Raw genomic sequence first — 12,595 nt, 5'->3', positions numbered from 1 at the left:
CTCAGCGCTGCTCGGCGTCCTCGTCGCTGGACGCGGCCTCGGGGCCGACATCGTCCAGGTCACGCAGCAGGTTGTCGATGCGCTCGCCGCGGTCGACCGAATCGTCGTAATGGAAATGCAGCTCGGGCACGTGGCGCAGCTTCATCGCGCGCGCCAGCTGCGTGCGCAACTGACCTGCGATTTCCTTGAGCCCCTTGACGGCTTCGGCCGAACGTTCCTGCTGCAGCGCGGTAACGAACACCTTGGCATGTGCCAGGTCGCGGCTGATTTCGACGTCGGAAACGCTGACCGACGGCAGGCCGTGGTCGCGCACGGCCGCGTGCACGATCGTGCCGAGGTCGCGACGCACCTGCGCCGAAACGCGGTCGGTGCGATGGAATGATTTGGTTGGCATGGTCATGGACCTGGTTGATTCGGAGGGCCAGTTGGCACCGAAGCCAAAAACGGACGCGGGCGGCCATGCCGCCCTCGCCTTGCAGAACTTGCCTTGCAACTCCGCCTGACGGAGTCCGGGGCCCGCAGGCCCCGGCAGCCGTTATAGCGTACGGGCGACTTCGATACGCTCGAAGCACTCGATCTGGTCGCCGGCCTTGACGTCGTTGTAGGCCTTCACGCCGATACCGCACTCGGTACCGTTGCGCACTTCCTCGACGTTTTCCTTGAAGCGACGCAGCGATTCCAGCTCGCCCTCGAACACCACGACGCTGTCGCGGAGCACGCGGATCGGCTTGCTGCGCTTCACCACGCCTTCGATGATCATGCAGCCTGCAACCGCGCCGAACTTGGAGCTGCGGAACACGTCGCGGACCTGCGCGATACCGATGATCTCTTCGCGGATTTCCACGCCGAGCAGACCCGACGCCACCTGCTTCACCTGGTCGATCACGTCATAGATGATCGAGAAGTAACGCAGATCGATGCCGTTGGACTCGACGATCTTGCGGGCCGAGGCATCGGCACGCACGTTGAAGCCGATCACCGTGGCCTTGGAGGCCGCTGCCGAATTGGCATCGGATTCGGTGATGCCGCCCACACCGGAGTGGATCACGTTGATGCGAATGTCGTCGTTGGACAACGCCACCAGCGACTGCTTGAGCGCTTCCACCGAGCCCTGCACGTCGGCCTTGATCACCAGGTTCAGCACCTGCTGGCCTTCGCCCTTGCCCATCTGGGCCAGGATGTCTTCCATGCGGTTGCTGGCCGAGGCCACCAGACGCGACTCGCGACGCTTGGTTTCGCGCTGCTGCGCCACGTCCTTGGCCAGACGCTCGTCGTCGACGACCACGAAGTCGTCGCCGGCTTCCGGCACGCCGGACAGCCCGAGCACCTGTACCGGAATCGACGGGCCGGCCGAGGCCGGCTGGTGGCCGGTCTCGTCGAACAGCGCACGCACGCGGCCGTACTGGATGCCGCACACCAGGTAGTCGCCACGCTTCAGCGCGCCCTGCTGCACCAGCACCGTGGCCACCGGGCCGCGGCCCTTGTCCAGCGAGGATTCGATCACGGTACCGCTGGCGCGGCCCTCGGCCACTGCCTTCAGCTCCAGCACCTCGGCCTGCAGCGAGATCGCGTCCAGCAGCGTGTCCACACCGGTACCGACCTTGGCCGACACTTCGATGAACTGGGTATCGCCACCGAACTCTTCGGCCACCACGTTTTCAGCCAGCAATTCGTTCTTGACCCGCAGCGGATCCGCGCCGGCCTTGTCGATCTTGTTCACCGCCACGATCAACGGCACGCCTGCCGCCTTGGCGTGCGCCACCGCTTCCTTGGTCTGCGGCATCACACCGTCATCGGCCGCCACGACCAGCACGACGATGTCGGTGATCTTGGCGCCACGGGCACGCATCGAGGTAAACGCGGCATGGCCGGGCGTATCCAGGAAACTGATGACGCCACGGCCGGTTTCGACGTGGTACGCACCGATATGCTGGGTGATGCCACCGGCTTCGCCCGAGGCGATCTTGGTGCGACGGATGTAATCCAGCAGCGAGGTCTTGCCGTGATCGACGTGACCCATGATGGTCACCACCGGCGGACGCGACGTAGCATCGCCCTGCGCATCCTCGGCATGCGCCAGCAGCGCATCCTCGAAGTCGGCATTGTCGGCACGCACGGCCTTGTGGCCGAGTTCCTCGGTCACCAGCGCGGCGGTGTCATGGTCGATGCTTTGGGTGATGGTCGCCATGACGCCCATCTTGAACAGCGCCTTGACTACATCGCCGCCCTTGAGCGCAAGCTTCTGCGCCAGGTCGGCCACGGTGATGGTTTCGCCGATCGCCACTTCGCGTACCACCGGCGCGGTCGGACGCTCGAACCCGTGCGGACCGCTATTGCCCTGGTTGCCGCCACGGCCGTTGTCGTTGCCACGACGCGAGGACGACGAACCCGGACGACCGGTCGGCTTGCCGCGCACGTTGGAACGGCGCGCACGATCGGCCGCGGACAGATGCAACTGCCCGGCAAAACGCTTGGTCGCATCGTCGTCTTCGACACCCGCCACCATGACGTGCGAACCGCGCGTCTTGTGCTTGGCCGCATTGGAACGGTCGTCCGGACGCGCCGGCGTGGCCGGACGCGATGCCGGCGGTGCGCCAGCCGGACGGGCCGGACGCGGCGCAGACGGCGACGACGGCGTGCGTGCGGCAGAGGCTGCAGACGGTGCGGCTGCGGCAGCCACCGGCGCCGGCGCACTGGCAGCCGCAGCGGCTTCCTCGGCAGCCTTGCGCTCGGCTTCGGCGCGGTCGCGCGCAGCCTGTTCCTCTTCGCGCTTGCGCTGGATCGCTTCGTCGCGCACGCGGTCGCTTTCGGCCAGCGCCTGCTGCTCGTCGAGATTGCGCTGACGCGAGGCGGCGAGCTTGGCCAGAATGTCGGCGCGCTCTTCGTCCGGCGTCATCGGCGCAGGACGGCCGCTGCCTTCGTTTTCGGACTTCACGTAGGTGCGCTTCTGCCGCACTTCCACGTTGACCGTGGTCTTGGTGCGGCCGGCGCTGACCGTGACTTCCTGCAGCTTGCGCCGGTTGAGCGTGATCTTCTTGGCTGCTTCGCTCGCCGCTTCGGCAGGCGTCTCGGCCTTGCCATGCGTGCGACGCAGGAAGCCAAGCAGTTTCATCTTCTCGGTGCTGGTCACGACCTGGTCGGGACCGCTGAACTTCATTCCGGCCTCGGCCAGTTGAACCAGCAGTTTATCGACCGGCGTATTGACCAGTTCGGCAAGCTTGCGGATGGTGGTTTGCTGCGACATTCGGATCCTATGATCTGGTTGGCGCCCCCTCGCCCAGAGCAAGGGAAACGCTGATTCTAAGCCCTGATGGGGTCAGGGCGCGGTTCATTGCCGGCTCATTCGCCGCGCTCCAAACGGGCGATCTCCTCGGCGCGGGCCGCCAGGATCAGCGCCGCGGCGCGCTCCTGGGTCAGACCCTCGATGCCGAAGTCGACGATCTCGTCCGCTGCCAGGTCGGACAAGTCCTCGCTGGTGCGCACGCCGTGCTCGGCCAGAGCAAAGGCCGTTTCCTCGTCCATCCCCTCCAGCGCCAGCAGGTCCTCGGTGGGCTGAGTTCCTTCCAGGCCTTCTTCTTCTGCCAGCGCGGCGTTGAGCAACGCATCGCGGGCACGGGCGCGCAGCTCTTCGACGATGTCTTCGTCGAAGCCTTCCACCGCCAACAACTCGCCGACCGGCACGTAGGCGATTTCTTCGACCGTGTTGAAGCCCTCGGTCACCAGGATCGCTGCGATTTCCTCGTCCACCTCCAGGCGATCCATGAACAACTGGCGCGCGGAGGTCTGCTCGGCTTCGGACTTGGCGGCCACCTGGTCGGCGGTCATCACGTTGAGCTGCCAACCGGTCAGGCGGCTGGCCAGACGCACGTTCTGGCCGCCCTTGCCGATCGCCTGGGCCAGGCGGTCTTCCGCCACGGCCAGATCCATCGAGTGCTTGTCTTCATCGACGATGATCGACTGCACTTCGGCCGGCGCCATCGCATTGATGACGAAGTTGGCCGGGTTCTCGTTCCACAGCACGATATCCACGCGCTCGCCATTGAGCTCGTTGGACACCGCCTGCACGCGCGACCCACGCATGCCGATGCACGCGCCGATCGGATCGGTGCGGGTGTCGTGCGCGATCACTGCGATCTTGGCGCGGTCGCCCGGATCGCGTGCGCAGGCCTTGATCTCGACCAGGCCCTGGCCCACCTCCGGCACTTCGAGCTTGAACAGCTCGATCATGAATTCCGGCGCGGCGCGGCTGATGAACAGCTGCGGGCCACGGGGTTCGGAACGCACTTCGGCCAGATAACCGCGCACGCGGTCGCCCGGGCGCAGCACGTCGCGCGGGATGCCCTTGTCCTTGGGAATGAAGGCTTCTGCATTGCCGCCCAGGTCGACAAAGATGTTGCCGCGCTCGGCGCGCTTGACCACACCGGTGATCAACTCGCCGACGCGATCCTTCCAGGCATCGACCACCTGCTGACGCTCGGCTTCGCGCACACGCTGCACGATCACCTGCTTGGCAGCCTGCGCCGCGATACGGCCGAAGTCCGGGTTTTCGATCTGTTCTTCGATGTAGTCGCCCACATCCACGCCGTCGGCTTCGTCGACGGCATCCATCAGACGCACCTGGCGATCCGGGGATTCCATCACGACATCGTCGGCAACCACTTCCCAACGACGATAGGTTTCGTAGTTACCGTCCTTGTGGTCGATGGTCACGCGCGTCAGCACGTCCTGGTCGGGATAGCGCTTCTTCGCTGCGGAAGCCAGCGCGGCCTCGATCGCATCGAAGATCACTTCGCGCGGCACGCCCTTTTCGTTGGCCACCGCATCCACTACCAGCAAAAGTTCCTTGCTCATTTCGTCACTCCGCGCGCGGCTTGCCAGCCGCCGACTCGTTGGATGGTTTCTTCTTCTCGTGCCCGGGTTTTTTCGGGCCGGGCTTGTTCGGTTTTTGCGGGGCCAGGCCCAGGGCGACCCAATCCGGCAGGATGCGCGCCTTGTCGATGTTGTCGAAGCCGACCAGCACATCCTTGCCATCGATGGCGAACACCACCGTATCGGCCTCGGAGTCGATCCGCGCGATCTGGCCCTGGAAGCGGCGCCGGCCATCCTGCGCCAGCTTCAACACGATCTTGGCGGACTCGCCAACGTGACGGCCGAACTGCTCCAGCGTGAACAACGGGCGGTCCACACCCGGCGAGGACACCTCGAGCGTGTAGTTGCCGGTGATGGGGTCCTCGACGTCGAGCTGGGCCGAGACTTCGCGGCTCACGCGCTCGCAGTCGTCGACATTGATCACGCGCTCGGGCTGTTCGGCCAGCGGCACATCGATGTACAGGCGCAATGTGGCGCCACCTGGAGCGGGAAGATATTCCACACCCAGCAGTTCCAAGCCCAAGGATTCAACCGTTGGACTCAGCAGATTCGCGATTTCGGTCGCTTTTTCGCTCACAGACTGCCCTGATCAGATGATTGCCAGTAGAACCCCGGCAACCGGCAGCAAACTTTCCGGTTCCGGAAAAAACAAGGGGCCCGATGGGCCCCTTGTGTGAAAAAAGCCCGACCTCTCAGGGTCGGCGCAAAGACGGGAACATGCGTCTTTGCGATCCAAGAAGCTGAAGTACTGCCCTAAGGCATTGCGTTAAAGCAGTACTTCAAAACTTGGTAGCGGGGGCAGGATTTGAACCTGCGACCTTCGGGTTATGAGCCCGACGAGCTGCCAGACTGCTCCACCCCGCAGCAGAAGCGGAATTATGAAGAACTTGAGCGGCAATTGCAAGCCCTAGTTTTTCATCGATTGAAAACCCTGGGGGGCTTCAACGTCGCGGCAAATGATAACCGCATTGCAACAAAAACGAAACAGCAATCACGACTTTATTTCAGTCCTCCCTCGACGGCGCGCGTAGCACACGCGCCGCGAGGTCATGCAAGGACGCGTGACTCAGGCTAGGCCTGCAAATGCACGCTGGCACCACACCATGATCGGGCTCCAAGCCAGGCCCAGCGCAAGCAACGCAAGCGCGTTGACACCGAGCACGGTACCCAGCACACGATCGTTGTTGGCCGGCAACGGCTCGCCCACCGGCTCATCGAAGTACATGACCTTGATGACGCGCAGATAGTAGAACGCGCCAATCACCGCGCAGAGCACGCCGACCAGGGCCAGCCACAGCATGTCGCCCTTCACCGCGGCGCCGAGCACCGCCAGCTTGGTCCAGAAACCCAGGAACGGCGGGATACCCGCAAGCGAGGCCATGATGCAGAGCACCAGCCCGGCCATCCACGGATTGCGTGCGTTGAGTCCCTTGAAGTCGTCGATGTTCTCGGCTTCGAAGCCATTGCGCGACAGCGCGATGATGGCGCCGAACGCGGCAGTCGACATGATGGTGTAGCTCACCGCGTAGAACATCGCCGCGGCATAGCCCTGCTCTCCGCCGCCGGCCACGCCCATCAACAGGAAGCCGATGTGCGACACGGTCGAGTACGCCAGCATGCGCTTGAGATTGCTCTGCGCAATCGCCATCAGGTTGCCGATCACCAGCGATACTGCCGACAGGCCACCGATCAACAGATGCCACTGCGGCGAGAGCGGGCCCATGCCGACCTCGAGCAGGCGATACGCCATGCCGAAAGCGGCGAGCTTGGGCGCAGAGCTGATGAACAAGGCGATCGGCGCCGGCGCGCCCTGGTACACGTCGGGCAACCACATGTGGAACGGGGCTGCACCCAGCTTGAATGCCACGCCGGCGATCATGAAGATGGTGCCGGTCAGCAGCAGCGTGCGCTCGTTGGAGCCGTCGATCGCGTCGTGAATGCCGCTCAGGCTCAGCGTCCCGGTAGCGCCGTAGACCAGCGACATGCCGTACAGCAGCAAACCAGAAGCCAGCGAACCGAGCACGAAGTACTTCATCGCCGCTTCGGTGGCCAGGCCGTTGTCGCGATTGGAGGCGACCAATGCGTACGAGCACAGCGCGAGCAGTTCCAGGCCCAGGTACACCATCAACAGGCTGCCGGCCGAGGTCAGCAGCATCATGCCAGCGGTGGCGAACAACACCAGCACCGGGATCTCGCCCTGATAGAGATTACGTTCGCGCAGGTAGGTCCAGCCGTAGACCAGGCTCAGGCCACTGACCAGCACGATCACCGTCTTCATCACGTCGGCCGCGGTGTCGCGCACGAACATGCCGTGGAAGATCTCGCCCTGCCCGCCCGTACCGGTCGCCAATAGCGCGAACACCACCGCGAGCACGGCGACGGAGAACAGGTGGGTCCAGACCTTGTTCCGCTGGCTCACGAACAGGTCGAGCATCAGCAGTGCAAAGGCGCCGCCGATCAGCACCAGCTCCGGAACAAGCGGAGCCAGGTCAGCGGTGGTCAACGGCGCGAGCGTTGGCGTGGTCATCATCAAATCCTGGAAATCAAAACGTACGGCAAGCTGTTACAGCTTGGACGCGGCAATCTGGGTAGCCAGCTTGGCGATCGATGGTTCCATCAGATCGGTCAGCGGCTTCGGATACAGGCCCAGGGCCAGCACGCCAACGGCGAACACCCCCAGCACGAACGCCTCACGGCCATTGATGTCCTTCAGCTCGGCCACATGGGCGTTGGCCACTTCGCCGAAGAACACGCGCTTGTAGAGCCACAGCGTGTAAGCGGCGGTGATCACCAGCGTGGTGGCGGCAGCGAAGGCAACCAGCGGATGCTTCTGGAAGCTGGCCAGGATCACCATGAACTCGCCGACGAAGCCACTGGTGCCCGGCAGGCCGGCATTGGCCATGAAGAACAGCATTGAGAACGTCGCGAACCACGGCATCACGTTGACCACGCCGCCGTAATCGGCGATGCGGCGGGTATGCATGCGGTCGTACAGCACGCCGATGCAGGAGAACATCGCACCGGACACGAAGCCGTGCGAAATCATCTGCACCATCGCACCCTGCAGGCCCAGGCGGGCGGCGTCGGTGCTGCCGTACTCACGGACCAGGGTGAAGGCGATAAAGGTGCCGAGGGTGACAAAGCCCATGTGCGCGATGGACGAATACGCCACCAGCTTCTTCATGTCGTCCTGCACCAGGGCCACCAAGCCGACGTAGACCACCGCGATCAGCGACAGCGCGATCACCAGCCAGGCGAACTCATGGCTTGCATCCGGCACGATCGGCAGGTTGAAGCGCAGGAAGCCGTAGCCGCCGATCTTCAGCGCGATCGCAGCCAGGATCACCGAACCGGCAGTCGGCGCTTCGACGTGCGCATCCGGCAGCCAGGTGTGCACCGGGAACATCGGCACCTTGACCGCAAATGCGATCAGGAAGGCGAAGAAGATCCAGGTCTGCTCCTTGGCGGTCAGCTGCAGCGCGTACAGGTCGGCCAGCTGGAAGCTGCCACCCTTCAGATACAGGTAGACCAGGCCCACCAGCATCAGCACCGAGCCGAGGAAGGTGTACAGGAAGAACTTCATCGCCGCGTAAATACGCCGCGGACCGCCCCAGACGCCGATAATCAGGAACATCGGGATCAGCATGGCTTCGAAGAAGACATAGAACAGCATCGCATCGGTCGCAGCGAAGATGCCGACCGTGACGCCTTCCAGGATCAGGAAGGCGGCGACGTACTGATTGACGCGCTTGTCGATCGAGCGCCAGGCGCCGATCAGGGCCAGCACCGTCACCAGCGTGGTCAGCACGATCAACGCGACCGCGATACCGTCCACGCCCAGGTTGTAGCCGATGTTGTAGGCCGGAATCCAGGCATGCAGTTCGATGAACTGCATGGCGTCATTGGCCGTATCGTAGCCCAGCAGCGGCAGACTCAGCACAAAGGTCGCCACCGCCACCGCCAACGATGCCCAGCGGGCGGTCTCGGCGTTGCGCAACGCAAGGATCAAGGCGCCACCGATAATCGGCAGCCAGATCAGGATAGACAGTAAAGGCCAGTTCGACACGTTTTCTTATTCCGTACAGGTCAACGCCAGAAATGCATCAGTACCGCCAACAAGGCGATCAAACCGATGATCATTGCGAAGGCGTAGTGATAGAGGAAACCGGATTGCGTGCGACGCAGCAGATTTGCAGCCAGGTCGATCAGTCGGGCAGAACCATTGACGACGACACCGTCGACCACATGGGTATCGATGGCACGTGACGCCTTGCCAAGGACCACGCCGCCACCGGCGAAGCCATTGATCCAGAGCTTGTCGAAGCCGTACTTGTTTTCCAGCAGCCACACCACCGGCGCGAACGCCTTGCGCGACTTGGTAGCCAGTTCCGGCTTCCACAGATAGAACAGCGCAGCCAGCAGCAGACCGGCGACCGTCAGGAAGAACGGCGCCGCCATCATGCCATGCAGCGCGAAGGCGACCGGGCCGTGGAACTCTTCGGCCAGTGCGCCGACGGTGTCGCGTGCCGGATCGTAGAAATCGACGATGCCGGTGAAGAACGACACTGCCTGCCCCTTGATCGCATGCGCGGCGTGGTGGCCCTGCCAATCGGTGCCGAACAGCATCGGGCCGATGGTGAAGAAACCGATCGCCACCGACGGGATCGCCAGCAGGATCAACGGCAACGTCACCACCCACTTGGATTCGTGCGGCTCGTGGGCACCATGGTGACCATGACCGTGATCGTCGTGACCGTGCGTATCGTGTGCATGTGCGTCGTGCGCATGACTGTCGTGCGCGTGGACCTGCGCCTCTGCATCGGTATGCGCGCTGTCGTGGTGGCCATGGACGTCGTGCGCATGGGCATCGCGGAAGCGCTCCTTGCCATGGAAGGTCAGGAACAGCAGGCGGAAGCTGTAGAAGCTGGTCACCAGTACGCCACCGAGCACTGCCCAGTACCCGTACGTCGCGATCCAGCTATGCGACTCGTGGGCATGGTGTGCGGCTGCCTCGATGATGGTGTCCTTGGAGTAGAAGCCGGAGAAGAACGGCGTACCGACCAGTGCCAGCGTACCGATCACGCTGGTCCAGTAGGTCACCTTCATGTACTTGCGCAGGCCGCCCATCTTGCGCATGTCCTGCTCGTGGTGCATGCCGATGATGACCGAGCCGGCCGCCAGGAACAGCAGCGCCTTGAAGAAGGCATGCGTCATCAGGTGGAACACGGCGGCCGAATAGGCCGACACGCCCAGCGCCACCGTCATGTAGCCCAGCTGCGACAGCGTGGAGTACGCAACCACGCGCTTGATGTCGTTCTGCACAATGCCGATCAGGCCGGTGAAGAAGGCCGTGGTCGCACCGATGAACAGGATGAAGTTCAACGCGGTTTCCGACAGCTCGAACAGCGGCGACATGCGCGCGACCATGAAGATGCCGGCGGTGACCATCGTGGCGGCATGGATCAGTGCCGAAATCGGCGTCGGGCCTTCCATCGAGTCCGGCAGCCACACGTGCAGCGGCACCTGCGCCGACTTGCCCATCGCACCGATGAACAGGCAGATGCAGATCAGCGTCATCACGCTCCATTCGTGGCCTGCGAACAGCTGCACCTTGGCGCCGGCCATGGTGGTCGCGTTGGCGAACACGGTGGAGTAATCCAGCGAGCCAAACCACAGCAGCACGCCGGCGATACCGAGAATGAAGCCGAAGTCGCCGACGCGATTGACCAGGAACGCCTTCATGTTGGCGAACACGGCAGTCGGGCGCTTGAACCAGAAACCGATCAACAGATAGGACACCAGGCCCACCGCTTCCCAGCCGAAGAACAGCTGCAGGAAGTTGTTGCTCATCACCAGCGTGAGCATGGAGAAGGTGAACAACGAGATGTAGCTGAAGAAGCGCTGGTAACCCGGGTCTTCTTCCATGTAGCCGATGGTGTAGATGTGCACCAGCAGCGACACGAAGGTCACCACCACCATCATCATCGCGGTCAGGCGATCGACCATGAAGCCGACGTGCGCCGAGTAGTTACCGACATCGAAGAAGGTGTACAGGTTCTGGTTGAACGGGCTGGCGCCCTGCTCCACCAGTTGATACAGCGTCAGGCACGACAGCACGCAGCTGACCGCCACGCCCAGGATGGTGACGTATTGCGCGCCCTTGCGCCCTACCTGGCGACCGAACAGGCCGGCGATGATGCTGCCGACCAGCGGTGCAAGCACCACCGCAATCAACAGACTCTTGGAGAGAGTGATTTCCATCTACAGGTCAGCCCTTCAACGTATCGACTTCGGCCACATTGATCGTGCGGCGCGTGCGGAACAGAGTCACCAGGATCGCAAGGCCGATCGCAGCCTCCGCAGCGGCAACGGTCAGGATGAAGAACACGAACAGCTGACCGGCAGGGTCGCCAAGCTCGCGCGAGAACGCAATGAAGTTGACGTTGACCGACAGCAGCATTAGCTCGATCGACATCAGCAACACGATGACGTTCTTGCGGTTGAGGAAGATGCCGGCCAGGGAGATGCAGAACAGCACCGCGCCCAGTCCAAGCAGGTGGCCCAAGGTAATCAAGACTTCGCCTCCTGTCCGTCGGCTGCGTCGAGCTTCGGCGCAACCTGTACCGGCTTTTCAACCGCCATTTTGACCATGCGCAGACGATCGCCCGCCTTCACCCGCGACTGTTCGCCCGCGTTCTGGTGCTTGATGCCGGTGCGCTTGCGCAGGGTCAGCATCACGGCAGCCACCACGGCCACGGTCAGGATCACCGCAGCGAACTCGAACGGCAGCAGGAACTCGGTGTAGAGGGTCTTGGCCAGCCAGGTCAGGTTCGACACGTCGGCCGCCTGCGCGGCGGCGTTGTCGGCCGGGAACGGTGCGGCACTGCGCGCCTTGACGCCGATCAGGGTGACCATCTGCGCCAGCATGGCGACCGCCACGATGACGCCGACCGGCATGTACTTGACCCACCCTTCGCGCAGACGGCTGGTGTCGATGTCCAGCATCATCACCACGAACAGGAACAGCACCATCACCGCGCCGACGTAGACCAGCACCAGCGTTACGCCGAGGAACTCGGCGCCGACCAGCAACCAGATGCATGCCATCGAGAAGAAGGTGAGGATCAGGCACAACACGGCGTACACCGGGTTGCGCACGCTGATCACCGCACCGGCGGACACGACCGCGACGGCGGAGAAGGCGTAAAAAGCAATAGTGACCCAGTCCATCATGACCTCAACGGAAGGCGGCATCGGCAGCGCGACGCTCGGCGATCTCGGTTTCGAACCGGTCTCCGATCGCCAGCAGCTGCGGCTTGTTGACAATGTTCTCGCCACGCTTCTCGAAGTGGTACTCGAGGATGTGCGTCTCGACGATCGAGTCCACCGGGCAGCTTTCTTCGCAGAAGCCGCAGAAGATGCACTTGAACAGATCGATGTCGTAGCGCGTGGTGCGGCGCGAGCCGTCCTCGCGTTTGGCCGAGTCGATGGTGATCGCCAGCGCCGGGCACACCGCTTCGCACAGCTTGCAGGCGATGCAGCGCTCTTCGCCGTTGGGATAGCGACGCAATGCGTGCAGGCCACGGAAACGCGGCGACTGCGGGAACTTCTCCATCGGATACAGCACGGTGTACTTGGGCTTGAACGTGTATTTCAACGTCAGCCACAGGCCGCCTAGCAGTTCGAGCAGGAGCAGGCTCTTGAAGTAATGGGTGATCTTGTTCAT

The 12,595-nt window shown here is 63.3% G+C and carries 10 protein-coding genes and 1 tRNA gene; all 11 read right to left on the bottom strand.

All coding sequences use genetic code 11. The annotated features are described in order from the left end of the window. Position 1: 1 nt before the first annotated feature. Positions 2-394, bottom strand: a complete 393-nt coding sequence (gene rbfA, locus XarjCFBP7645_RS07195; RefSeq protein WP_024937968.1) for a 30S ribosome-binding factor RbfA — start codon at positions 392-394, stop codon at positions 2-4. 141 nt (positions 395-535) lie between these two features. After that, positions 536-3,244 (bottom strand): translation initiation factor IF-2, encoded by a 2,709-nt coding sequence (gene infB, locus XarjCFBP7645_RS07190; protein ID WP_181126239.1) that lies wholly within the window; start codon positions 3,242-3,244, stop codon positions 536-538. A 95-nt stretch (positions 3,245-3,339) separates the two neighbouring features. Continuing rightward, positions 3,340-4,851 carry a transcription termination factor NusA gene (gene nusA, locus XarjCFBP7645_RS07185; protein ID WP_016903006.1) on the bottom strand — a complete coding sequence of 504 codons (1,512 nt, stop codon included), beginning with the start codon at positions 4,849-4,851 and terminating at the stop codon, positions 3,340-3,342. Between the two features lie 4 nt (positions 4,852-4,855). Continuing rightward, complete coding sequence (rimP, locus tag XarjCFBP7645_RS07180; protein ID WP_104536853.1) at positions 4,856-5,446, bottom strand: ribosome maturation factor RimP; 591 nt, start codon at positions 5,444-5,446, stop codon at positions 4,856-4,858. 210 nt (positions 5,447-5,656) lie between these two features. Continuing rightward, positions 5,657-5,733 (bottom strand) — tRNA-Met (locus XarjCFBP7645_RS07175). 202 nt (positions 5,734-5,935) lie between these two features. Further along, complete coding sequence (nuoN, locus tag XarjCFBP7645_RS07170; RefSeq protein WP_104537848.1) at positions 5,936-7,396, bottom strand: NADH-quinone oxidoreductase subunit NuoN; 1,461 nt, start codon at positions 7,394-7,396, stop codon at positions 5,936-5,938. Positions 7,397-7,432: 36 nt separating this feature from the next. Beyond that, entirely contained in the window at positions 7,433-8,935 is a 1,503-nt protein-coding gene (locus XarjCFBP7645_RS07165; protein WP_104536851.1) for an NADH-quinone oxidoreductase subunit M, read from the bottom strand. A gap of 20 nt (positions 8,936-8,955) precedes the next feature. Further along, positions 8,956-11,130 (bottom strand): NADH-quinone oxidoreductase subunit L, encoded by a 2,175-nt coding sequence (nuoL, locus tag XarjCFBP7645_RS07160; RefSeq protein WP_104536849.1) that lies wholly within the window; start codon positions 11,128-11,130, stop codon positions 8,956-8,958. A 7-nt stretch (positions 11,131-11,137) separates the two neighbouring features. Beyond that, positions 11,138-11,443 (bottom strand): NADH-quinone oxidoreductase subunit NuoK, encoded by a 306-nt coding sequence (gene nuoK, locus XarjCFBP7645_RS07155; protein WP_006450557.1) that lies wholly within the window; start codon positions 11,441-11,443, stop codon positions 11,138-11,140. Beyond that, on the bottom strand, positions 11,440-12,102 hold the full coding sequence (locus XarjCFBP7645_RS07150) for an NADH-quinone oxidoreductase subunit J (RefSeq protein WP_181109131.1): 663 nt from the start codon (positions 12,100-12,102) through the stop codon (positions 11,440-11,442). Before XarjCFBP7645_RS07150 ends, nuoK begins: the two co-directional genes overlap by 4 nt. Positions 12,103-12,106: 4 nt before the next feature. Continuing rightward, complete coding sequence (gene nuoI / locus XarjCFBP7645_RS07145) at positions 12,107-12,595, bottom strand: NADH-quinone oxidoreductase subunit NuoI (protein WP_002810206.1); 489 nt, start codon at positions 12,593-12,595, stop codon at positions 12,107-12,109.

It is taken from the genome of Xanthomonas arboricola (assembly GCF_002940665.1).
In the GTDB taxonomy this organism is placed as follows: domain Bacteria; phylum Pseudomonadota; class Gammaproteobacteria; order Xanthomonadales; family Xanthomonadaceae; genus Xanthomonas; species Xanthomonas arboricola_B.
Note: the sequence above shows the minus strand (reverse complement) of the source record. Positions and strands in the feature narration are given on the sequence as shown.